The sequence below is a fragment of the Streptomyces sp. NPDC046712 genome, from assembly GCF_040645695.1.
Lineage (GTDB): Bacteria > Actinomycetota > Actinomycetes > Streptomycetales > Streptomycetaceae > Streptomyces.
The window spans coordinates 406,833-428,760 of the sequence record NZ_JBEYYW010000003.1 but is presented as its reverse complement, the minus strand read 5'-3'; the positions used below and the strand labels follow the sequence as shown (position 1 = coordinate 428,760).

The 21,928-nt window shown below is 71.8% G+C and carries 21 protein-coding genes, 5 tRNA genes and 1 riboswitch; of the genes, 6 read left to right on the top strand and 20 right to left on the bottom strand.

The genetic code is table 11. The annotated features are described in order from the left end of the window. Window positions 1–38 precede the first annotated feature (38 nt). Window positions 39–1,346, top strand: coding sequence for a PrsW family intramembrane metalloprotease (locus tag ABZ939_RS06540; RefSeq protein WP_361849936.1), 1,308 nt, complete (start codon window positions 39–41; stop codon window positions 1,344–1,346). A gap of 67 nt (window positions 1,347–1,413) precedes the next feature. Here ABZ939_RS06540 and ABZ939_RS06535 read toward each other — a convergent pair whose 3' ends face one another. From ABZ939_RS06535 to ABZ939_RS06500, 8 genes are all read right to left on the bottom strand, one after another. Continuing rightward, window positions 1,414–2,505, bottom strand: a complete 1,092-nt coding sequence (locus ABZ939_RS06535) for a M23 family metallopeptidase (protein WP_361849934.1) — start codon at window positions 2,503–2,505, stop codon at window positions 1,414–1,416. Window positions 2,506–2,516: 11 nt separating this feature from the next. After that, window positions 2,517–2,664: riboswitch (cyclic di-AMP (ydaO/yuaA leader) on the bottom strand. A 212-nt stretch (window positions 2,665–2,876) separates the two neighbouring features. Then, window positions 2,877–4,025, bottom strand: coding sequence for a PP2C family protein-serine/threonine phosphatase (locus tag ABZ939_RS06530; protein WP_361849997.1), 1,149 nt, complete (start codon window positions 4,023–4,025; stop codon window positions 2,877–2,879). A 252-nt stretch (window positions 4,026–4,277) separates the two neighbouring features. Then, window positions 4,278–5,492: an MFS transporter gene (locus ABZ939_RS06525; protein WP_361849932.1), complete on the bottom strand. Its 1,215-nt coding sequence runs from the start codon at window positions 5,490–5,492 to the stop codon at window positions 4,278–4,280. Next, complete coding sequence (locus tag ABZ939_RS06520; protein WP_361849930.1) at window positions 5,489–6,514, bottom strand: PLP-dependent cysteine synthase family protein; 1,026 nt, start codon at window positions 6,512–6,514, stop codon at window positions 5,489–5,491. The genes ABZ939_RS06525 and ABZ939_RS06520 overlap by 4 nt, the downstream gene beginning before the upstream one ends. 61 nt (window positions 6,515–6,575) lie before the next feature. Continuing rightward, window positions 6,576–6,953 carry a hypothetical protein gene (locus ABZ939_RS06515; RefSeq protein ID WP_361849928.1) on the bottom strand — a complete coding sequence of 126 codons (378 nt, stop codon included), beginning with the start codon at window positions 6,951–6,953 and terminating at the stop codon, window positions 6,576–6,578. Window positions 6,954–7,040: 87 nt separating this feature from the next. After that, window positions 7,041–7,781 carry a MerR family transcriptional regulator gene (locus ABZ939_RS06510; RefSeq protein WP_361849926.1) on the bottom strand — a complete coding sequence of 247 codons (741 nt, stop codon included), beginning with the start codon at window positions 7,779–7,781 and terminating at the stop codon, window positions 7,041–7,043. A 108-nt stretch (window positions 7,782–7,889) separates the two neighbouring features. Continuing rightward, a tRNA-Met gene (locus ABZ939_RS06505) sits at window positions 7,890–7,963 on the bottom strand. Between the two features lie 73 nt (window positions 7,964–8,036). Then, the gene (locus ABZ939_RS06500; protein ID WP_361849924.1) at window positions 8,037–8,516 is read right to left on the bottom strand and encodes a rhodanese-like domain-containing protein; all 480 of its coding nucleotides are present in this window, start codon (window positions 8,514–8,516) and stop codon (window positions 8,037–8,039) included. A gap of 219 nt (window positions 8,517–8,735) precedes the next feature. On the opposite strand from ABZ939_RS06500, the gene sigJ reads away from it, so the two are divergent. After that, on the top strand, window positions 8,736–9,620 hold the full coding sequence (sigJ, locus tag ABZ939_RS06495; RefSeq protein ID WP_361849922.1) for an RNA polymerase sigma factor SigJ: 885 nt from the start codon (window positions 8,736–8,738) through the stop codon (window positions 9,618–9,620). A gap of 111 nt (window positions 9,621–9,731) precedes the next feature. Here sigJ and ABZ939_RS06490 read toward each other — a convergent pair whose 3' ends face one another. From ABZ939_RS06490 to ABZ939_RS06450, 9 genes are all read right to left on the bottom strand, one after another. Then, window positions 9,732–10,964, bottom strand: coding sequence for an ABC transporter permease (locus ABZ939_RS06490; RefSeq protein WP_361849920.1), 1,233 nt, complete (start codon window positions 10,962–10,964; stop codon window positions 9,732–9,734). Next, entirely contained in the window at window positions 10,961–11,620 is a 660-nt protein-coding gene (locus ABZ939_RS06485) for an ABC transporter ATP-binding protein (RefSeq protein ID WP_361849995.1), read from the bottom strand. Before ABZ939_RS06485 ends, ABZ939_RS06490 begins: the two co-directional genes overlap by 4 nt. Before the next feature lie 170 nt (window positions 11,621–11,790). Then, complete coding sequence (locus ABZ939_RS06480) at window positions 11,791–13,260, bottom strand: peptidoglycan-binding domain-containing protein (RefSeq protein WP_361849918.1); 1,470 nt, start codon at window positions 13,258–13,260, stop codon at window positions 11,791–11,793. Beyond that, window positions 13,260–14,225 (bottom strand): hypothetical protein, encoded by a 966-nt coding sequence (locus ABZ939_RS06475; protein ID WP_361849916.1) that lies wholly within the window; start codon window positions 14,223–14,225, stop codon window positions 13,260–13,262. Before ABZ939_RS06475 ends, ABZ939_RS06480 begins: the two co-directional genes overlap by 1 nt. 108 nt (window positions 14,226–14,333) lie before the next feature. Further along, window positions 14,334–14,804: a hypothetical protein gene (locus tag ABZ939_RS06470; protein WP_361849914.1), complete on the bottom strand. Its 471-nt coding sequence runs from the start codon at window positions 14,802–14,804 to the stop codon at window positions 14,334–14,336. A 446-nt stretch (window positions 14,805–15,250) separates the two neighbouring features. Next, window positions 15,251–15,323: transfer RNA gene (locus ABZ939_RS06465), tRNA-Lys, on the bottom strand. A gap of 143 nt (window positions 15,324–15,466) precedes the next feature. After that, window positions 15,467–17,689, bottom strand: coding sequence for a DEAD/DEAH box helicase (locus ABZ939_RS06460; RefSeq protein WP_361849912.1), 2,223 nt, complete (start codon window positions 17,687–17,689; stop codon window positions 15,467–15,469). A gap of 200 nt (window positions 17,690–17,889) precedes the next feature. After that, window positions 17,890–18,408, bottom strand: a complete 519-nt coding sequence (locus ABZ939_RS06455; RefSeq protein ID WP_361849910.1) for a hypothetical protein — start codon at window positions 18,406–18,408, stop codon at window positions 17,890–17,892. A gap of 257 nt (window positions 18,409–18,665) precedes the next feature. Continuing rightward, the gene (locus ABZ939_RS06450) at window positions 18,666–18,965 is read right to left on the bottom strand and encodes a hypothetical protein (protein WP_361849908.1); all 300 of its coding nucleotides are present in this window, start codon (window positions 18,963–18,965) and stop codon (window positions 18,666–18,668) included. Between the two features lie 99 nt (window positions 18,966–19,064). On the opposite strand from ABZ939_RS06450, the gene ABZ939_RS06445 reads away from it, so the two are divergent. From ABZ939_RS06445 to ABZ939_RS06430, 4 genes are all read left to right on the top strand, one after another. Continuing rightward, complete coding sequence (locus tag ABZ939_RS06445; RefSeq protein ID WP_361849906.1) at window positions 19,065–19,415, top strand: metallopeptidase family protein; 351 nt, start codon at window positions 19,065–19,067, stop codon at window positions 19,413–19,415. Between the two features lie 109 nt (window positions 19,416–19,524). After that, window positions 19,525–19,597: transfer RNA gene (locus ABZ939_RS06440), tRNA-Glu, on the top strand. A 41-nt stretch (window positions 19,598–19,638) separates the two neighbouring features. Continuing rightward, a tRNA-Asp gene (locus tag ABZ939_RS06435) sits at window positions 19,639–19,712 on the top strand. Window positions 19,713–19,764: 52 nt separating this feature from the next. Continuing rightward, a tRNA-Phe gene (locus tag ABZ939_RS06430) sits at window positions 19,765–19,838 on the top strand. A 104-nt stretch (window positions 19,839–19,942) separates the two neighbouring features. Here the strand turns inward: ABZ939_RS06430 and ABZ939_RS06425 are convergent. The 3 genes from ABZ939_RS06425 to ABZ939_RS06415 are packed head-to-tail and all read right to left on the bottom strand — an operon-like array spanning window position 19,943 to window position 21,905. After that, on the bottom strand, window positions 19,943–20,773 hold the full coding sequence (locus ABZ939_RS06425) for a cytochrome c biogenesis CcdA family protein (protein ID WP_361849904.1): 831 nt from the start codon (window positions 20,771–20,773) through the stop codon (window positions 19,943–19,945). After that, window positions 20,770–21,501 (bottom strand): thioredoxin domain-containing protein, encoded by a 732-nt coding sequence (locus ABZ939_RS06420; RefSeq protein WP_361849902.1) that lies wholly within the window; start codon window positions 21,499–21,501, stop codon window positions 20,770–20,772. The genes ABZ939_RS06425 and ABZ939_RS06420 overlap by 4 nt, the downstream gene beginning before the upstream one ends. A 56-nt stretch (window positions 21,502–21,557) precedes the next feature. Further along, complete coding sequence (locus tag ABZ939_RS06415) at window positions 21,558–21,905, bottom strand: hypothetical protein (RefSeq protein WP_361849900.1); 348 nt, start codon at window positions 21,903–21,905, stop codon at window positions 21,558–21,560. Window positions 21,906–21,928: the final 23 nt, after the last annotated feature.

The following is a 21,928-nucleotide window of genomic DNA, read 5'->3' as shown; positions in this document are numbered from 1 at the left end:
CTCGCGGGGTGTCAGTGCACCTCGTTAGGGTCACTCACGTGTCGAACCACGTGCCCGTCCCTGCCCGGGACACCGAGGAGCCGGCCTTCCCGGCCGTCCCGGACCGCGCCCAATGGCGCTACCGGCCCCGTCGCGCCTTCTGGCGCAGCAAGGTGGTCCGGATCGTCGCCGTGGCCGCCGTGCTCACGCTCTGCGCGCTGGTGATCCTGGCGATGGTGCGGGAGCAGACCGGCACCGAGGGCTTCCTCGTCGGTCTCGGCCTGGCCGTCCTGCCCGTCCCTCTCCTCGTGGCCGCCTTCCGCTGGCTCGACCGCGTCGAACCCGGCCCCTGGCGGAACCTGATCTTCGCGTTCTGCTGGGGCGCCTTCGCCGCCGCGCTCGTCGCGATCCTCGCGAACTCCTTCGCCGTCCGCTGGATAGCGACCGCCACGGCCGACCCGACCTCCGCCGACACCCTCGGCGCCACGGTCGTGGCGCCGGTCGTGGAGGAGAGCGCCAAGGCGGCCGCCGTGCTGCTGATCTTCCTGCTCCGCCGCCGTGAGTTCACCGGTCTCGTCGACGGCGTCGTGATCGCCGGCCTCACCGCCAGCGGTTTCGCCTTCACCGAGAACATCCTCTATCTCGGCCGGGCCTTCGGCGAGGACCAGGAGATCGGCACGTCCGGCATCGGTTCGGTGACCGCCGGGACCTTCTTCGTACGGATCGTGATGTCGCCGTTCGCCCATCCGCTCTTCACGGTGCTCACCGGCCTCGGCTTCGGCTTCGCGGCCCTCGCCACCCGGCGTCAGCGCGTGCGGCGCGTCCTGCTCCCGGTGACCGGCCTCGTCCTCGCGATGGGCGTGCACGCCCTGTGGAACAGCTCGGCGTCGATCCTGGGGCCGTTGGGCTTCTTCGCCGTGTACGGGATGTTCATGGTGCCCGCCTTCGGTCTGCTGACCTGGCTGGCGATATGGAGCAGACAGCGGGAGCTGCGCACGATATCCGGGCAGCTCCCGGCCTACGCGGCGGCGGGCTGGCTCTCCCCGGCCGAGCCGCTCGCGCTGTCCTCGATGCGGGCCCGTTCCCTCGCCCGTGACTTCGCCCGTCGCACGTACGGCCTGCCGGCCGCCACCGCGGTCGGGGAGTACGAGGCGTTCGCGACGACCCTCGCCTTCCTGCGCCACCGTGCCCAGCGCGGCGCGGCCGGCCCGGACTTCACTGCCCGCGAGCAGGAGCTGCTCCACCACCTCTGGCAGCGCAAGGCGGTCGCCTCTCCCGCGTTGACGTATGCGGCGCGGGCGACCGGCCAGGTCTGGGCGCCGCCGCAGTACCTGGACTACGGCGGCTACAACCCGTACCGCAGTTAGGGCCTGTCCGGCGGATCAGGGGTCGGACAGGCCCTGGGCGGAGCCGGCGCGTGATCGCGTCGGAGACTCAGACCGACAGGCCCTTGTCGCGCAGCCAGGCGGCCGGGTCGATGCCGTCGCCGCCCGCGGTGTGGACCTCCAGGTGCAGGTGCGGGCCGGTCACGTTGCCGGTCGCACCCACGCGGCCGATCGTCTCGCCGGTGCCCACGGACTGGCCCACGTTCACCGTCATCGAGGACAGGTGCGCGTACCAGACCTCCGAACCGTCCTCCAGCTCCAGGACGATCCGGTAGCCGTAGGAGCCGGACCAGCCCGCCGACTTGATCGTGCCGCCGTGCACCGCCTTGACCGGGGTGCCGGTGGGCGCCGCGAAGTCGAGGCCGGTGTGGTAGCCGGAGGACCACATGGAGCCGGACTGGCCGTACGTGGAGGTGAGGGTGTACGAGGAGGTGGGCAGGGAGTAGCTCGCCGCGAGCTTGGCCAGGCGCTCCGCCTCGGCCTTGGCGGCCGCTTCCTCCTCCGCCTTCTGCTTCGCCTCGGCCGCCGCCTTCTCGGCCGCTTCGACCTTCGCCGCCGCCTCGGCCGCGGCCTTCTCGGCGGCCAGCTTCTCCGCCTCGGCCTTCTCGGCGGCGTCGGCGGAGGCCTGCTGCTGCTCGGCCTGCTGGAGGATGCGCGCGCGCAGCGCCTCGCCGGCGTCGGCGGTGGACTCGGACGCGGAGCCGCCGTCGGTCTTCGCCGCCGCGTCGGCGGGGAGGGCGAGGGAGGCGGTGAGCGGCTGCGGGTTGTTCGTCCCGGAACCCGTGCCGTTCGCGTCCTCGTCCCCGTCGGAGATGAACTCGCCGACGCCCGGGAGGTCGGAGGCGTCCGGCAGGTTCAGGTCCGGGAGCGAGATGGAGACCGGGGGCTTCTCCTTGGCGGTGGCCATGCCACCCGCGCCGACCGCCGCGATGACACCGACGCCGAGGACGGTGGAGGAGCGGGCGAAGCCGGAGCGCTGCTTCACGACCCGGTGGCGGCCACCGGAGCGGGCCTGCTGACGGAGGGAGTCCTCGGTGGGGTTCCACTCCCCCCAGGTCGTGGCGTCGTCGTCCGAACCGGCGGCACCCGAGGCACCGAACGCATCGAAGTGGGCTTCGGGGGCAGGGGTGTTGGACGCCACGGAGGCGTACTCCTTTCCTTCCTTCTCGCCTACCGGGTTAGCTGACGGGTTCGGAGCAGGAAGGTCTCCTACGGGCGCTGTCGCACAGGTGCGAAAGTGCCCGATTCACCCCAAGTGGTGGTTCCCCGGTTCCTTTTCAGGATTCGGCGCGTGCGCACGGTGCCGTCTCTTACGACGGCTGGGACGACCGCGCTGCGTTATCGAACGTTAATAGACACGGGGGCCGGATTCCAAGCTGTTCTGGTTGATCATTCACGAGATTGAGCTGGTACAGCCCGATTTGATCCCGCTTCAGCAAGAGCCCGCCGCAGGGCAGGGAATCTGACGATGTATCAATTGTTATCGCAGCGGTACCTCTCCACTACGGATGGTCACGGAACCACCGGCATCGTCCGCCGCCGCTCCGGCTGCCCCGCCGCCGGACGGCTCACCGCGAGCAGCGCCATGTCGTCCGTCGAACCCCCGCCCGTGTACCGGCGGACGTCGTCCACGATCGCGTCGAGCAGCTCCTCGGGCCCCGGGAAGATCCGCCCGGAGAGCCGCTCGGCGGGATCGTAGAAGGCCCCCTCGGCATCGCGGGCTTCGGAGAGCCCGTCGGTGTAGAGCAGCAGCGTCGTGCCCGGCGGGTACGGGGTCTCGTCGGCCCGGTCCGGCCACGCGGCCAGCTCGCCCATGCCCAGGGGCAGCGCCGCCTCGCTCGGCTCCAGAAGCGCCAGACTCCCGTCCGCGTACAGCAGCAACGGCTCGGGATGACCGCGGTTCACCACCCGTACGAGACCGGCGCCGCGCGGGATCTCGGCCAGGACGGCGGTGGTGAACCCCTCGAAGGCGTCCAGGCCGTCGCGCCGGGTCCCCTCCCGGGCCAGAGCCCGCTCCAGACGCTGCGCGACGCCCTCCAGCGTCGCCTCCTGCTCGGCCGCCTCCCGGAAGGCGCCGATGACGACGGCGACGGCCTCGACCGCGTCGAGCCCCTTGCCCCGGACGTCGCCGACCACGAGCCGTACCCCGTACGGCGTGTCCTGGACGGCGAAGAGGTCGCCGCCGATGAACGCGTCCGCCTGCGCGGCCTCGTAGCGGGCCGCGACCTGCAGCCCGCCGATCCGCTCGGCGGGCGTGGGCAGGACCGCCTTCTGGGCGGTCGCCGCGATCACGCGGGCGGAGGCGAGCCGCTCGCCGCTGCGCCGCACGACCCGGTTGACGAGCAGGGCGAGCGCCGAGACCGTGAAGACGGTCAGGCTCTCGGTGAGCGCCGGGATCTCGTCGACGGTGTGGTTGTAGATGTGCAGGCCCACGCTGGCGAGGACGGCCGCGATGCCGGTGAGCAGGGTGGTCAGCATCGAGAAGAACGGGGCGGCGATGAGCGGCGCGGCCGAGAACATCGGCGAAGCCGTGTAGGCCGCCGGCGTGGAGAGGTCGAAGACGATGCCGCCCACGATGACCAACGGCGGCAGGGCGCGGACGAACCGGCGGGCACGCTCGGCGCGGGGGCGCGGGTTCTTGGTTTCCCCGTTTCCCGCCACCTGCTGCCCCACCTGTGCTCTCCTGCCCGGTCCGGCCACGGCGACGGACGGTACCGCGCCCTCCCCAGGGTGGCGGGAGCCGCGCCGCGTGGCGACCCCCGCTCGGCCAAGTGGGCGACACCCGCCCGCCCCCACACAGTCGGCCGCCACCCCGCCCGGTCAGCGCCACCCCGCACCGTCAGCCGCCACCCCGCCCGGTCAGACGCCGGACCCGCCCGGTCAGCCGCGGCCCCAGGCGCCGGACCCGCCCGGTCAGCCGCCCGCGCCCAGCCGTCCGCCCCGCGCCAGCAGCCGGACCGCGCCCGCGCACACCAGCCCGACCCCGCACAGCACCAGCCACGGCGTCGCCGACCACCCCGTCATATCGAGCAGCACGCCCGTCCCCAGGTTCCCGAGCGTGATCCCGATCCCGCACACGGTGTTGTAGAGCCCGTAGTGCGTGGCCACCCACCGCCCGCCCGACAGCGCGACGACCGTGTCCATCTCGTACGGGTACAGAACCGCGTTCGCGACCGCCAGGACCGCCGAGCACAGCAGCAGGCCCACGACCCCGGGCACGGCCGGCGGCAGCAGGAAGGCCCCGCCCATCAGCACCAGGCCGAGGACCAGACACCGCTCCCGGCTCAGCCGCCGCTTGCACCAGGCCGTGATCCGCAGCTGGCCCGCCAGCGCCACGAGCGCGGAGACCACGAACAGCGCGGTCGTCGCCGCCGTGCTGTCCGCGGCCAGCGGCAGCGCCAGATAGACCTGGAAGGACAGGACGTACGAGCCGGTCATCGCCAGCGAGAAGAGCCAGAACGTGCGGTTGGTCAGCACCGTACGGAACTGCCCCCGCTCCTCCACCTCCCCGTCCTCGTCGGACGCCTTCCCCCGTACCGGCAGGTGCCGCAGCTGCACCAGCGTCAGTACGGCGAACAGCACCGCCGCCACCACACACGTCAGCCGGAACGACACCCCCGTCAGCGCCACCCCCACCAGCGGCCCGAGCAGGATCCCGGCCTGGTAGTACGTGTTGAACAGCGCGAACGCCTCCACGCGCCGCTCCCCCGCCTCCGCCGCGAGGTACGCCCGCACGGCCGGGTTGAACAACGCCCCCGCCAGACCCGTCGCCACCGAGGCGGCGATCAGCACCGGCAGCGACTGGGCGAACGCGAGCGCCCCGAAGCCCGCCGTCCGCAGCGCGCAGCCCGCGACGATCAGCGGCTTGAAGCCGAGCCGGTCGGCGAGCGCCCCGCCGACCAGGAACATGCCCTGCTGCGAGAGGTTCCGTACGCCGAGGACGAGCCCGACGGCCCAGGCCGCCATGGAGAGCCCGTCCGAGAGATGCGCGGCGAGGTACGGCATCAGCATGTAGAAGCCGAGGTTGATGGTCAGCTGGTTGAGGAAGAGCAGCCGTACCGCCGGTTCGAAGGTGCGGCTCTGCCGCCAGATCCCGTCCTTGGCGGGGGCCGACGCCTGAGTGCTCATCGGACCCGCTCCAGGACGCGGCGGGTCCAGCCGTCGACCTTCGCCTCTCCCTCGTACGCAGCGGGCTCCTCGCGCGGCGGAGCGTCGAGCAGTCCGTGCGCCGCGCAGAACTCGTCGCTGAAGACCGTGTCGAAGTACCGCTGCGGCCCGTCAGGGAAGACGGCCGCGATCCGCGTCCCGCGTGGCCGGGTGCGGGCCAGCCACCCGGCCACCAGCGCGACCGCGCCCACGCTCCAGCCGCCCGTGGCGAACTGACGCGACGCCAGCCGTCGGGCGGCCCGGACCGCGTCCGCCGGCCCGACCCAGTGGATCTCGTCGAAGGCCGCGTGGTCGACGTTGCCGGGATGGATGGAGGAGCCGAGCCCGCGCATCAGCCGCTCGCCGGCCGGCAGACCGAAGACGGTGGAGTGGACACTGTCCACGCCGACCAGCTCCAGGGCGGGGCTGGACGTGGCCCGCAGCGCCCGGGAGATGCCCGCGGAGTGCCCGCCGGTCCCCACCGCGCAGACCAGGACGTCGATCCGGTCGAGCTGCGCGGACAGCTCGGCGGCGAGCCCTCCGTACGCCTCGGGGTTGTCGGGGTTGCCGTACTGGTTCGGCCACCACGCTCCGTCGAGGCTCGTCAGCAGCTCGGCCACGCGGTCCATGCGGGCCTGCTGCCAGCCGCCCTGCGGGCTCGGCTCCGGCACGACGTGCACCCGGGCGCCGTGGGCGACGAGCATCCGCTCGACGATCGGTTCGAGACCGGGGTCGGTGACGACATGGACGGGGTGGCCGTGCAGCACTCCGGCCAGCGCGAGGCCGAGGCCGAGCGTGCCGGAGGTCGACTCGACGATGGGCGCGCCGGGCCGCAACTCTCCGCGGCGGCGTGCCTGTTCGACCATGTGCAGGGCGGCACGGTCCTTGATGCCGCCGAAATTGAAGCCTTCGAGTTTGGCCCAGTAGCCGTCGTCCATCCACAGCACCGGGGTGTTGCCGACGGTCTGCGCGGCGACGGACAGCAGGTTGTTCGTCAGGGGCATCGGAGATACGTCCTTGAAGTGGTACGCCGAAAGGGAGCCTGGTCGTGTCGTGCGACCCGGCTCAGTTCCGGTCCACTCCGAGGGCGATCAGCAGACGACCCGGCTCGGGTCCGGGTCCCGCCCGGTCGCGGACGCAGCGCGCGTGCGGATCGGCGGGGAAGACCTCTTCGTCGGCGAGGAGTACGGCTCCGCCGACGTCGGGCGCCGCGGGCTGCGGGGCCGTCTGGGCGGGCAGGTGGGCGTCGAAGGACCACGACTCCGCAGGCGTCTCACAGCCGTGCGGCAGGGCGGGGGCGGCGACGGTCGTCGCTTCGGGCGAGGCGAGCAGATGGTGCCCGTGCGACCCGTGGCAGACGCTCACCAGGAGGGCGAGGAGCGCGAGCAGGACGAGGACGGCGGGCGCCCGCCGTCGTACGTCAGTCACTGTCTCGTCACGCATGGTGCGCGTGACCCTACGGTGCGGCAGCGCGCGGCCGCAAAGAGGCGGGCCGGTTTCGGCCAGTGTTTACTTCGGGCGCCGCGGGACCTACAGGTTCCGCTCCGCGTAGACCTTCATCGCGTCCCGGACGAGGAGGACGGTGCCCTCGCCGTGCTGGTCGTAGTTCTGGCCGAAGCGCGGGTCGTCGACGTACATCTGGCCGAGGCCGATCACGTACTCCTTCGTCGGCGTCGTCGTGGTCGACAGCCATGCGACATGGCGTCGCGCGATCGCCTGCGCCTCGTCGCTGTCGGCGGCGAGGCCGTCCCGTGCCGCCTGCCCGAAGTCGCGGGCGATGCCGGCCTGCTCGTCCATGAACGCCTGCTTCTCCTCGGCGCTGAGCGAGCGCCACCAGCGGTCGCCCTTCTCGTACGCGTCGCGGCCCCAGCGCTCGGTGACCTCCTCCTCGTACCGCGTGTGATCGAATCCGTCGAACACTTCTTCCGCCATGAGTTCTTCTCCGTTCTCCGTCTTGTGGAGAGTGGTCCGCACGGCCTCGATCTGCCGCCCGATCCGTTCCCGCTCCTGTTCCAGGAGGAGGAGATGGGTGTGCAGGGCGGCGGACGTGTCCCGCTGACCTTCCAGGACCTCGGCGATGGCGGGCAGGGAGAGCCCCAGCTCGCGCAGCAGCAGGATGCGCTGCAGCCGCACGAGCGCCGCCTGGTCGTAGTACCGGTAACCGTTGGCGCCGATCCGGCTCGGTTCCAGCAGTCCGCGCTCTCCGTAGTGCCGGAGGGTGCGGCTGGTGGTGCCGGCCTTCTTGGCGATCTCCTGGATCGACCACTCCATGGGGAAAACGCTAAATCTTGACGTTGCGTAAAGGTCAAGCGGCGCTTTTCGCGAGAACGACGAAGGCCCGGATCCAGTGACTGGATCCGGGCCTTCGTTGCTACTGAGTAGCGGGGACAGGATTTGAACCTGCGACCTCTGGGTTATGAGCCCAGCGAGCTACCGAGCTGCTCCACCCCGCGTCGGTGAATATGACCTTACGGCATGGTGAGCCGATCCCCTAATCGGTTTTCCCCGCACCGGCTCGCCAGCCGCTCAGCAGCCGCAGTCCTCGGCGTCGACCGGGGCCGTCAGCGGGTCCGCCTCCTTCTTCGCGGGGCCCTCCCAGGTCTCGTACGGGAAGCCCTCGCGGACCCAGTACTCGAAGCCGCCGAGCATCTCCTTCACCTGGTAGCCCAGCTCGGCAAGGGCGAGCGCGGCACGCGTGGCGCCGTTGCAGCCGGGCCCCCAGCAGTACGTGACCACCGGCACGGACTTGTCGAGCAGCTGCTCGGCCTGCTCCGCGATGAGCGCGGTCGGCAGGTGGATCGCGCCGGGGACGTGGCCCTGGTCCCAGGAGGCGGTGGAGCGGGAGTCGAGGACCACGAAGCCCAGCTCGCCGCCGGCGGCGACGGCGGAGGCGACATCGGAGACGTCGGCGTGGAAGGCGAGGCTGGCGGAGAAGTAGGCGGCCGCGGCGGCCGGGGAGGCGGGCGGGGTGCGAAGTACGGCGTTGACCTGCGCAGTTGTCGTCATGCATGAAAATCTACGGTCGAAGATCACGGTGCTGAAGTGGCAATTCCCGGCGCCGGACCCGATCGGCCGGGGAAATCCGGGCGTTCGGCGGGGGGCGGAGGGGATCTCACGCACCGGACGCCCCGCGGCCCGGGAAGAGCCCCGTGGCGCCGCACCGCTGTCACATGTCGCGCCCGTCATCCGTCATCACGATGACGGGCATCAACGAGGGAGACACCGATGGACGAGAAGGACCTCCTGGCCGAGCGCTTCCAGGCCGACCGCACCCATCTGAAGGCGGTCGCCTACCGGATGCTGGGCTCACTGAGCGAGGCCGAGGACGCCGTCCAGGAAGCGTGGTTCAAGCTCAACCGCTCCGACATCAGCGACGTGCAGAACCTCAGCGGCTGGCTGACGACGGTCGTCGGACGGGTCTGCCTGGACATGCTGCGTTCGCGTGCCTCGCGCCGGGAGGACCCGCTGGAGTACTACGTCCCCGATCCGGTGGTCCGCGACGGGGACGGCACCCGCGACCCCGAGGAGGAGGCGCTGCTCACCGACTCGGTGGGCCTGGCGCTGCTCGTGGTCCTGGAGACGCTGGGGCCGGCGGAGCGGCTGGCGTTCGTCCTGCACGACATGTTCGCGGTCTCCTTCGACGAGATAGCCCCGATCGTGGACCGCACCCCGGCCGCGACCCGCCAGCTCGCCAGCCGCGCCCGCCGCCGCGTCCAGGGCGCGGCCCCGGCGCCTGCCCCGGACATGACCAGGCAGCGCCAGGTCGTCGACGCCTTCATGGCCGCCTCCCAGGGCGGTGACTTCGAGGGCCTGCTCGCGGTCCTCGACCCGGACGTGCTCCTGCGGGCGGACTGCGGCAAGGTGTCCGCGCTCTCGAAGGTCATCCGCGGCGCCGAGGCGGTCGTCAACCAGGCGCTCACGTTCGCCCGCTTCCGCCGCGCCTACCGGACGGTGCTGATCAACGGCACGCCGGGCGTTCTCTCCTACGTGGACGGCCAGGTGGCCGGGCTCATGGCCTTCACGATCGTGGACGACCACATCGTGGAGATCCAGATCATCGCGGAGCCGGAGCGCCTGGCGGCGCTGGGACTGCCCGGACTGGAGGGCTGAGAACCGGCACCCCGGCCGGGCGCGCCGCCCGGCCGGGGTGTCGTCCGGCCGGGTGTGGTCCGGCAGAGCGTCGTCCGGCCGGGGTGCGTCCGGCCGGGTGTCGTCCCGCCCCTACTGCCTGAGGGCTTCCAGGGGTTCGACGCGGGCTGCCCGCAGGGACGGGTAGAGGCCGGCGAGGAGACCGGTGAGAGACCCGACGACCGGGGCGGGCAGGGCGACGTAGGGGTGGACGATCGCGGTCCAGCCCTGGGCGAGGGAGACCGCGACCACCACGCCGACCCCGATCGCCGAGCCGATCAGCCCGCCGAGCGTGCCGAGCGCGGTGGACTCCGCGAGGAACTGGCCCGCGACGTGCGAGGGGCGCGCCCCGAGTGCGCGCCGCAGACCGATCTCGCCGCGTCGTTCCAGGACCGCGACCAGCGTGGTGTTGGCGATGCCGACCGCCCCGATCACCAGGCAGATCGCCGCGAGCAGCAGGAACAGGCCGGACAGCGAGGTGTCCACGGAGTCCCGCAGGGTGTGCGGGTCGGGCGGCGGCACGGCGGTGAGGTACTGCGGGGCGTCCGGACGGAGGGCGAGCGGGGCCTGATCCGCGATCAGGGAAGCGGCCCCGGGCTTGGTGCGGATCACCATGGTGGCGGGTGCGTCGACCGGCGGACCGTAGGCCCGGAGCGCGGTGGTCTCCGGCAGGATGACACCCAGCATCAGTTCGGGGACGGTCTCCGCGTCGGCCACGATCCCGACGACCGTGTACGCGGTGTTGTCCACGAACACCACCGGCTGATTGTCCACCCGGCTGACGCCGAGGATGCGGGCCGCCCCGGCACCCAGCACACACACCGGTTCGGCCCGGCCGCGGTGGAACTCGTTGTAGAGCACCCCCGAGGCGACCTCGGCCCGCGTCGCGGCCAGCAGGCCGGGCGAGGCCGCGTAGACCCGTACTCCCTGAGCCCCGTCGCCGTCCTCTCCCGGGCGTCCGGGGCGGGTGCCCACCGAGGGGTTGCGCAGGGAGGGCTGCCACCAGACCCCGGCCGCCTCCACGCCGTTGAGGCGCTGGACGCGTTCGTCGGCGTCGGCGGGAAAGTGGAGCTCCGGCGCTGTGGTGCTGTCCTCGGGAAGGTGGTCGAGGACGGTGACGGTGGTCGCCTTCAGGGTGGTGAACGCCTTGCCGATCTGCCCGGTCGCGGTCGAGGTGAGCCCGAGGACCGCGACGAACGCCCCCACGCCGAGCACCGTGCCCAGCATGGTCAGGACGGACCGGCCCGGCCGTTGCAGCAGTCCGGCCAGGGATTCGGCCACCAGGTCGCGCGCGCGGAACCGGGTGGTGGCGGGCAGGTCGGTCATCCGGCTGCCCCGGCGGGGAGCCCGGCGGGTTCCGAGGAGACGATCCTGCCGTCCCGGAGGGTGACGGTGCGCTGGGCGCGGGCCGCGACGGCCGGGTCGTGGGTGATGACCACGATGGTCTGGCCCTCGGCGTGGAGTTCGACGAAGAGGTTCATGATCATTTCTGAGGTGCGGGTGTCGAGGTTGCCGGTGGGCTCGTCGCACAGCAGCAGGGCCGGCCGGTTGACCAGCGCGCGGGCGATGGCCACACGCTGGCGCTCGCCACCCGAGAGCGTGGTGGGCAGCGCGTCCAGCCGGTGCCCGAGACCCACCCGGACCAGCGCCTCCCGCGCCCGCTCGATCCGCACCTGGGGCCGTATGCGCGTCGCGGTGTAGAGCTGCGCCAGGACCACGTTCTCGGTGACCGTCCGGTGGGGCAGCAGATGGAAGGACTGGAACACGAAGCCGATGCGGTGTCCCCGCGCCGCGGTCCGCTGTCGTTCCCGCAGACCGGCGACATCGGTGCCGGAGAGTTCGTACGTGCCCGAGCTCGGCCGGTCGAGCAGCCCGAGCAGGTTGAGCAGGGTGGACTTGCCCGAGCCGGAGGGTCCGACGATCGCGGTGAACTCGCCGCGCTCCACGACGAGATCGACCGGGTGCAGCGCGTGCACCTCCACGGTGCCGGGGAAGGTGCGGGTGACCCCAGTGAGCCGGATGACCGGGTCGGAGGAGTCGCCGGCGCCGAGCCCCGGGGCCGACGTCGTCCCCGGGTACGGGGACGCGTTACCGGCGGCCGGCCCGAGGCCCGCGGCGCGCCCCCGGAAGGGGCGCGGCAGCCGCAGCGGGCTCACCGGCCGACCACCACCCGGTCGCCCTGCCGCAGGGTCTCGCCACCGGCCGGGGTGACCTGGACCAGGCCGTCGGCCGACGGTCCGGCGGTGACCCGTACCTTCCGCTCACGACCACCGGGCTCCTGCACCGTCACCGTGGTGTGGGTGTCCGCTCCGGTCAGCAGTGCGGCCTGCGGCACGACCAGGACAGCGGTGCCGGTGAGCGCGGAGGTCACGGTGATCATGACGTTGTGGCCTTCCAGCCGGTCGTCCCACGCCTTGTCCGGTGTGATCGTGACCGGCAGGTAGGGGGCGTTCCCGTTCGCCGAGGCCGCCGCGCCCTCGCTCTGGCTCTTGCCCTGGCCGCCCTGCCCCTGGCCCTTGGCGTCCTTGCTGTCGCCCGGAGTCACCCGCTCGCCGATCGAGGCGACCTTCCCGGACACGGTGATGCCCAGGGTCTCGCTGGTCACCTCCACCCGGGTCCCCGGCGTGAGGCGTCCCTCGAGGGCCGGATCCAGGTAGCCGGTGAGTCGGGGACCTCCGCTGGTGAGCACCACGACGGGCCCCTCCAGACGGTCGCCCACGGCAGCCGGGAGACCGGACACCCGGGCCGGCAGGTCCTTCACGAAGATGGCCTCCGAGGCGGGCAGCATCACGCCGTCCGCGGCGACAGCGAGGTCGTACGCCTTCTTGGCCTCCGCCAGCCGCTTGCGGGCCCCGTCCAGTCCGGTTCCGGGGCCCGTGCCCGTACCGGATCCTGCCGCGGATCCGCCGTCGTCCGTACGCTTCTCCGTCGCGGCCCCGTCCGGTCCGGCGGGAGTCCCCTGCTCCAGCTGCGTGACGGTCGCCGACGCTTCCTCCCAGGCCGTCCTGGCCTGCCGTACCGCCTCTTCGGTCCGGGCTCCGGTGACCGGAGGCTCGTACCCCATCCGCCGGTACAGCGCGGCGACGGCGGACTTCGTACCCGGTCCGAAGTAGCCGCTCCGGTCGCCTCCGCGTCCGATACCGAGGCCCGCCAGGGCCTCCTGGAGCTGGTCGACGTCATCACCGGACATGCCCGGCAGCAGGTCGCGGTAGCTGGGGAGTGCGCCGGGCAGGACGAACACCGGACGGCCGGAGACCTCGGCCAGCGGCCGTCCCGCCCGCGCCCGGTCGCCCTCGGCCACCAGCACCTTGGTGACCACCAGCGAACTCCGCGCGGCGCTCTCGCCCTGCGCTGCGTCCTTCCCGGTCGCGGCGATCGCGGTCGGCGCGATCTCGGTCTGCCGCCCGGTGGCGAAATCCCCGCGGAACACCAGGGTGCGCACCAGCTTCTGCCGCTCCACCGGGGTGGTGATCACGGTCGGGGTGGGGGGCGCGCTGTCGGCGACCGCCTGGGCCGGCGACTTCACCAGTGTGGATCCGAGCACCCCGCCGAGGGAGAGCAGGGCGGTGGCCGCCGCGGTCAGGAGCCCGGCCCGGCGGCGGCCCGCCGGCCCGAGGGCCATTACTGGGCCCCCGCCGAAGCGACGATCTCGTTGATCCGCTTGGCGTCGCTCTCCAGCGCCTTCTGCTCCTCCTTGAGCGTCTCGGCGTTCGCCTCGATCTGGTCCTGCTGGTACGCGGTCTCGACCGCGACCCAGGTGCCGACGACGTTGGCCTCCTTGCCGCACGTCCAGGACGCCACCGCCGTCTCGATCTCCTCCGAAGTGGCCGTCGGGGCGCCCCACTTCCGGTCGCCGATCGCGTCGAACGGGCTCTTGTAGGCGCTGTAGCCCTTGCCGGTCATGCAGCCGGCCCACTTCTTCTCGGCGGCGATCACTCGCGGGTCGTTCTTGGCGACCTCGAAGGAACGCGCCTTGATCGCCGCGGCGGTCTCGGCGTGCCCGACCCGGTCGGCCTTGCCGTTCGCGAGCTTGCGCTGGGCCTCCCCGGCGCAGCCGCCCTCGGGCACCTTCATCCCGTTGTACGTCGTCACCGGCTCGAGGGTGCCGTCCTTCAGGCCGCGCAACACCTCGGTGACCGCGGCCGGCTGGCGCACCATCTGATCGGACGTCAGGGCCCGCGGGTCACCCTGAGCCATATGGAAGCCGTGCTTCCGGGCCACGTCGAGCGAGGCGGGGGTGCCGTAGCGGCGGGCGTGCGCGGAGCCCTGAGTGACGGTCGCGGCGGGCAGCGCCTTCATCTGCAGGCCGAAGCGGCCCAGGCACTGCTGCTTCAGCAGGTTGAGGGCCTGCCCGGTCTGCACGATGCGGTCGGTGGACACGTCGTAGGCGTCGATCGGCAGGACCAGGTCGCTCGTGGTGTCCTTCGCCTCGACCTTGCCGACGCCCGGAACCTCTCGCTGCTCCTTGGCGGGCGGCGCCGCCCTGTCGCTCCCGGTCTCCTCGCCGCCGGAGCTGCAGGCGGTGGCGGCGAGAACCGTGAGAACGGCCGCGGTCAGCCGGGTACGGACGGAACGAGTCGTGATCATGAGGCACCTTGCGCGGGAAGCGGGCAGGGAGGGAAGAATGCCCGCTGTGCCGGGCGGCAGATTCCGGCTGCCGCCCGGCACAGCGGGGGTGTAGGGAAGAGAAACCGGTCAGAGGGTGATGGACCAGCGGGTGCCGATGCCGACCATGGTCGAGGCGTTCTCGTTCCAGGTGTAGTAGAGCGGTCCGCCCTGGCCGTCGTAGGCGTAGTCCCAGTTGCCGGCGTAGCCGCTGTTGAACCAGACGGTGCCGCCGACGCCCTGGTTGTACTGGACCTCCATGGCGGTGGCGTTGTTCTTCACGTACGAACCGGAGCCGGTGCCGGTGTTCGAACGGAACTTCTCGCCGGCCAGGTCGTAGAAGCTGCCCTCCTGGGCCCACACGGCCTGGGTGCCGGTGTGGTACCAGAACAGGCACATCGGCATCGAGCCCTGGACTCCGGGGACGTAGCACTTGGAAGAGTTGGCATTGCCGGATGAACGGTGATGCGGGTTCCAGTATTCGTCGGCGGAGGCCGGGGCCGTGGTGACGGCCAGCAGCGCCACGGCGGCAGCGGCGGTTCCAAGAGCCTTCTTCAGCATGCGATTACTCCTCATTCCCGTGGGCCCTCTCCGGCATCGGGGACGTCCCCGGCCTGGAGCTGGTACCCGAGCGAGGGGTGCCCCCCGGGCATCCCGATGGATCCACGCAGGGGTACGCGTGAGGTGTCCGCTTGGTGTGCGAAACGGGGAGGGCCACCCCGTGAACACACATGATCATCACAGGATTGTCGTAAACGCGTCAATGAATATTCGCCAACTCGCATGCATGTCTCTCACTTGATGCACCATCACCCGGAAGATGCGGAATCAGACCGTCCGGACGGGGCGGCGGGTCACTCCCTCGCCTCCAGAGGGGCCCGTACAGATGTTCGACATCCTGGGCGGGCGCCGCCTCCGGCAATCGGCCTGGCGGCCCGGATGCGGGAAAGAACAACGCCCCGACCCGCATCTCTGCAGGTCAGGGCGTTCTGACTTGACGTCAAAGGTAGGCCGTGTGGGACTCGAACCCACAACCAACGGATTAAAAGTCCGCTGCTCTGCCAATTGAGCTAACGGCCCTCAGCACAAGGGCACCCCCGCAGCATAGCCGGAGCGGGCCCCACCAGGGGCGAGGGCCCGCATCCCACCCGTTGGTCGGGTGCGATGCGGGCCCTCGCCTCGATCATCAGAACCGGTCAGGTCGGCCTGGGGCCGGCCCTCGGTCAGCCGTTGCGCTTCCAGCGCGGCTTGTCGTCGCGGCGGCCGAAGGAGCCACCGGTCGAGCCGGTGCCGCGGTGGTCGCCGCCACGGTGGTCGTCACGGCGGCCGTACGGACGGTCGCCGCCCGAGCGGAAGCCGCCCGCGGGGCGGTCGTCGCGACGGTCGCGGTTGAACGGGCGGTCGCTGCCACGGTGGCCGCCGGTCGGGCGGTCGTCGCGGCGGAAGCCGCCACGGTCGTTGTCCCGACGGTCGTTGTCGCGGCGGAAGCCACCCGACGGACGGTCGTCACGGTTGAAGCCACCGGACGGACGGTCGTCGCGGCGGAAGCCACCCGACGGACGGTCGTCCCGACGGTCGTTGTCCCGGCGGAAGCCACCCGACGGACGGTCGTCACGGTTGAAGCCACCCGACGGACGGTCGTCGCGGCGGAAGCCACCCGACGGACGGTCGTCCCGACGGAAGCCGCCGGAGGGACGGTCGTTGTCGCGGCGGAAGCCGCCCGACGGACGGTCGTTGTCACGGCGCTCGAAGGAGCGGCCACCACGGTCGTCACGGCGGAAGCCGCCACGGTCACCGCCACGGTCGTCACGGCGGTCGTCGCGGCGGAAGCCGCCACGGTCGCCACCGCGGTCACGGCGCTCGTAGTTGCCCCGCTCGTCACGGAACGCGGGGGTGCGCTCCTCGCGGCGCTCCTGGACCGGCTCGGCGGCGACGACGGCCGCGGCGACCTCGGCCTCGGCGGCCTCCGTCACCTCGGCGACCGCGGCCTCCGGGTCCTCGCCACGCTCACGCGCGGAACGGGCGACCAGTCGGTCGGCCTCCTCGCGGAGCTCGGCGGCGCGACGGGTCAGACGCTCCAGCTGCTTGGTGAGGTCGGCGACCTCACGCTCGGCCTGCTTGGCGGCGTTGTTCGCGGAGTCGGCCTGGACCTCGGTCAGCGAACGCGCACCGGTGATCTCGGCGACCTCCGGGTCGAACGCGCCCGCGCCGCCCACGATGTGACGCGAGGCGTCGACGCCCGCGTCCTCCATCAGACGGAAGATCTGACGGCGCTGGTGCGGGAGGGCGAGGGAGACCACGACGCCCGAGCGGCCGGCACGGGCGGTACGGCCCGAGCGGTGCAGGTAGTCCTTGTGGTCACCGGCCGGGTCCACGTTCAGGACCAGGTCGATGCCGTCGACGTGGATACCGCGGGCCGCGACGTCGGTGGCGACCAGCGCGTTGACGTAGCCGTCCTTGAAGTCGGCGAGCACGCGGGTACGGGCGCCCTGCGTCATGCCGCCGTGCAGCGCGTCCGCCTTCACGCCCGCCTCGACGAGCTGCTCGGCGATACGGTCGGCGCCCAGCTGCGTCCGCACGAAGATGATCGTGCGGCCCTTGCGGGCGGCGATGGCGGCCGTGACCGGCGCCTTGTCCTTCGGCTTCACGACGAGGACGTGGTGCGTCATGGTCGTGACGTTGCCCTGGGCGCTGTCGACCTCGTGGCTCACCGGGTTGTTCAGGTAGCGCTTGACCAGCGTGCCGATCTCGTTCTCCATCGTGGCGGAGAAGAGCATGCGCTGGCCGCCCTCGGGGACCTGGTCGAGCAGCTCGGTGACCTCGGGCAGGAAGCCCAGGTCGGACATCTGGTCGGCCTCGTCGAGGACGGCGACCTGGACGTTCTCCAGGGAGCAGGCGCCGCGGTTGATGATGTCGCGCAGACGGCCCGGGGTGGCGACGAGGATGTCGACGCCGCGCTCCAGGGCGTAGATCTGGTTGCCCATGGACGTACCGCCGCAGACGACCTTGATCTTCAGGCCGAGCACGTCGCCGTACGGCTGAAGGGCGTCCGCGACCTGCATCGCGAGCTCACGGGTCGGGGTGAGGATGACCGCGCGGGGCTTCTTCTTCTCGGTGTGACCGCCGGCCAGCTGGGCCAGGGTCGGCAGACCGAAGGAGAGGGTCTTGCCGGAGCCCGTACGGCCGCGGCCGAGGATGTCCTTGCCGGCCAGGGCGTCCGGGATGGTCGCGGCCTGGATCGGGAAGGGGGTGGTCACGCCGTTCTGCGCGAGCTTGCGCACGACGCCCTCGGGCAGGCCCAGGTCGGCGAAGGTGACGGTGGGCTCGGAGGACTCGGCCTCGGTGGCGTCGGAAGCCTCGGTCTCGACGATCTCGGTGACCTCTACGGCCTCGACGATCTCGTCGTTCTCGGGCATGACGGCGTGGTCAGAACTGAAAATGGACATGCGAAATGCGAAACCTTCCGGAGTCTCGGCACGCGCCCGTCAACTCCGTGAAATTCGCAAATCGACCGCCTCAATGCGGTCCAGCCACGGCTAGGGAGAGTACGCGCCACGCGGCGCTCTTCTGTGTCGGCGCCGGGCAATGGGATCAAACGATCTACCACCATACGCACCCTCCCCCACCTATGGCAAACCGGACTGCGTCACACCGGCCCGACCTGCGGAGACGCCTCCGGCTCCGCCTGCCCGCCCGGTCCGTCCGCCGCCTTCATGGCACCCATGTGGGTGTCCGCGCCCGGCGTCGAAGTCGGAGGGTCGGACGGCTTGTCGGTCGGCTCGGCCGTGGGCTCCGGAGTCGGGGTCGGCTCCGGGGTCGGCGTGGGCGTCGGCTCCGGCGGATCGACCGGCGGGGTGGCCTCCCCACCCGGCGCACTGGGCCCACCGGCCCCACCCGGCGCACCGGGCTCCTGGCCGGGCTTCGGCCGGGCCCCAGGGCCCGCGGGGGCGTCCGCCGGAGGCTTCCCGGAGGCCGACGGGGATCCGCTCGGGACCGGCGAGGCCGAGCCGGCGGCATCCGCGTCCGGCCCGCCCTTCCCCGATCCCCCGACGGTCCCACCGTGCCGGCCCGACACCCCGACCCCGCCGTCCGACTCGGCCGCCACGCCCTTGCTCCCCGCGGACTTGCTGGGCGCCGGCTTCGCGCCCTCGTCACTCACACTCATACAGCCGCTCAGGCCGGCACAGGCGGCGACCGCCAACGCGGCGGCGGCCCATCTCACACGGGTGGGCAAAGGGCGCACGGAGGCACCTCCAGGACACAAGGGGCGGGAAAGCCGGGAGAGGGAACACGTTTCGCTGCCCAACTCCCTTTGCCCCACAAGGGACACGCCCCCCAAGACGGAACCCCCGGCCCTGGATTCGTCTCCAGGACCGGGGGCGGTGCGTTCTGTGGTGATCGGTCGGTGTGGTCGTGCGGCGGTCAGCTCCCGAGACCGAGGAGGGAGCCGACGGGACCGAGGGCGCCGCCCTTGGCGCCGGTGGTGGCGGTCGCGGCCTTGGCCGTGCCGGCGGTGGTGGCGACGCCGTCCACCTCGCGCTCGGTGCTGAGGAGGCCGAGGTCGTTGAGGACGTCCTGCAGGCTGATCACGTCGCCCACGTCGACCAGGTCGCCCACGCCGTGGATGTCGCCGGAGTCGGCGTGGGCGGTGCCCGCCATCCCGAGAGCGGCGACGACGGTGACGGTGGCGGCGGCAAGCGTGCGCTTGAGGGTGTTGTTCATACTCCGAAAAACCGCCGGACCTGCACGGGGTCACCCTCCGCGCGAGGTTGCCACTCCAATGGACGCCACAACCTGGCGGACGTCGCGGACAATGGCGGTGTGCTGGAGATGACACGCGACACGTTCGAAGAGCTGGTGGCCCAGGCCCTGGACACGATCCCGCCGGAACTCACGCGGGTCATGGACAACGTGGCCGTGTTCGTGGAGGACGAACCCGACCCCTCGGACCCGGAGCTCCTCGGGCTGTACGAGGGGACGCCCCTGACCGAGCGCGGGGAGTGGTACGCCGGGGTTCTGCCGGACCGCATCTCCATCTACATGGGCCCTACCCTGCGCTACTGCGAGAGCCGGGACGACGTGGTCCACGAGGTCGCCGTCACCGTGGTGCACGAGATCGCCCACCATTTCGGCATCGACGACGAACGGCTCCACGAGCTGGGCTGGGGCTGACAGGGGCGGCGGTCCGGCACCCGGCGGAAACCGTTTTGGCGATAGCGGCCGCCATCCCATATGCTTCTCACGTCCCCGACGCGCTGAGAAGCGCCCAGGTGAGCCCCTAGCCCTCATCGTCTAGTGGCCCAGGACGCCGCCCTTTCAAGGCGGTAGCACGGGTTCGAATCCCGTTGGGGGCACGCATAACCGTGTGCGAGACTAGTGCTCGCGCACATCACAAGGTCCTGTGGAGCAGTTGGTTAGCTCGCCACCCTGTCAAGGTGGAGGTCGCGGGTTCAAGTCCCGTCAGGATCGCTGAGGCTGGAAACAGTCTCGTCCTCTAGCTCTTCGAGCTGGGGACACCCCAGGCTGGGTAGCTCAGTTGGTACGAGCGATCGCCTGAAAAGCGATAGGTCGCCGGTTCGACCCCGGCCCCAGCCACAGAATGAAGGCCCCGTCCGATGGACGGGGCCTTCGTCGTTCCCCTGTACGGGTACGGATACGAGGGTGGGGCACCCGGTCGGCGGAACCGGGCACCCCCTTCCTCAGGCCGCCCGGCGGCGGCCCCGCCACCCCCGGACGGCGAGCACCACCGCCACCACGGCGACGACCCCCACCAGCAGGGCCCAGTCCGGCACCGACCGGCTCACCGACCCCACCCGCTCCTCCACCGCGAACGAATCGTCCACCGACAGGAGCCCCGGCAGCGCGGTCGTGCCGTCGAAGACCAGGAAGAGCGTCCCCAGCAGCACGAAGAAGAGCCCGGACAGCAGCGAGGTCGTGTGCAGCTCGAAGCGGCCGGCACGGAGCGTCCGGCCGCGCAGCCAGCGGCGCCGACCCAGTTCGTACCGCTCCCAGAGCAGCGCGAGCAGGAAGAGCGGCACGGCCATCCCCAGCGCGTACACCGCGAGGAGCAGACCGCCGTACGCCGGGCTTCCGCTCAGCGCCGCCACCGTCAGGACGCTGCCGAGGATCGGGCCCGCGCAGAAGCCGGCGAGGCCGTAGACCAGGCCGAGGGCGTACACGGAGACCGCCGTCGTGGGGCGGATCCGACCGCTGGCCTCGGCGATCCGGCGAGAGGCGAAGCCCATCCCGAGGATCTGGAGCACGCCCAGCACGATGATCACCCAGCCGCCGAGCGCCACGAGCAGATCCCGGTGGCCGTAGAACAGCCGTCCGGCGTACGACCCGGCCGCGCCGAGCGGGACGAGGGTGGTGGCCAGACCGGCGTAGAAGATTCCGGTACGGGCGAGGAGCCGGCCCGCCGAGTCGATCGAGTAGGCGAAGAAGGCCGGGAGCAGCAGGGCGCTGCACGGGCTGAGCAGGGCGAGCAGTCCGCCGAGGAAGGCGGCCAGGTACCCGATGTCGGAGGTCATCGCCCGGCCTTCGGCGCCTTCGCCGTCTTCGCCGCCGCGTCGATCGCCTCCGTGAACGTCTCCAGCGGCTGCGCGCCCGCGATCGGCCGCCCGTTGACCAGGAACGACGGGGTCGAGGTCGCCCCCAGCGAGTACCCCTGCTCCTGGTCCTTGCTCACCGCCGCCCGGGCCGCCGCACCGTCCGTGTCCTTCGCGAACCGCGCGAGGTCGGGGACCCCCGCCTCCTTGGCGAGCGCGGTCAGCCGCTCCTTGCCGAAGCCCTTCTCCTTCGTGCCCTCGGCGTACGCCGCCTTGTGGAACTCCCAGAACCGGCCCTGCTGCCCCGCCGCCCAGGAGGCCCGGGCCGCCGCCTCCGACTCCTCGCCGAAGATCGGGAAGTTCCGCCACTCGATGCGCAGGGTGCCGTTCTCGACGTACTTCTTCACCAGCTCGGGCTCGGTGTCGCGGGCGAACTTCCCGCAGTAGCCGCACTTGAAGTCGGCGTACTCGATGAGGACCACGGGTGCGTCGGCCCGCCCCATGGCCAGCTTGTCGGAGGCGTCACGGCGGGCGTACGCCTCCAGCTCGGGGTAGATGCCGGCGGCCGGGTCGGCGGAGACCTCCGCGACGGACGACGAGCCCGAGGTGCTCCCGGACGCGGGCTTGGTCGCGGTGTACGAGACGAGTCCGAGCCCCACGGCGGCGAGGGCCACCCCGGAGACGATCACGATCGGCTTGGACTTGGACATGCGGAAATGCTCCTGAACGTGGATGAAGAGGACGGGCGACGGCGGCGCTCGGCCCTCTAGACGCGCAGGATCGACAGCTCCACGGGTGACGGTGGTACGAGCTCCGGAGGCTCCGGACCGGGCGCCGGGTCCGGTACGTCTATGGCCGCACCCCACTCCCCGCCGGCCGCGCGTGCGCCCGCCAGGGCCGGCAGCAGCTCGCCGAAACCGTTCGGCCGGGGCGGTACGACGGGGCCCGCCGCCCCCTCGTCCCGCAGATGCCCCTCGCCGCATCCCTGCGATGGGCTCCCCACGACCACGGGGGACGACAGCGCCACCGCGGTGGTCGCACCGCACGCCAGGACCCCGAGCACCACACCCACCAGCGCGGCGAGCGCCGCGAGCGCGCGGACGGTGCGGGACATGGGGGGTACCTCTCAGCTCGGCG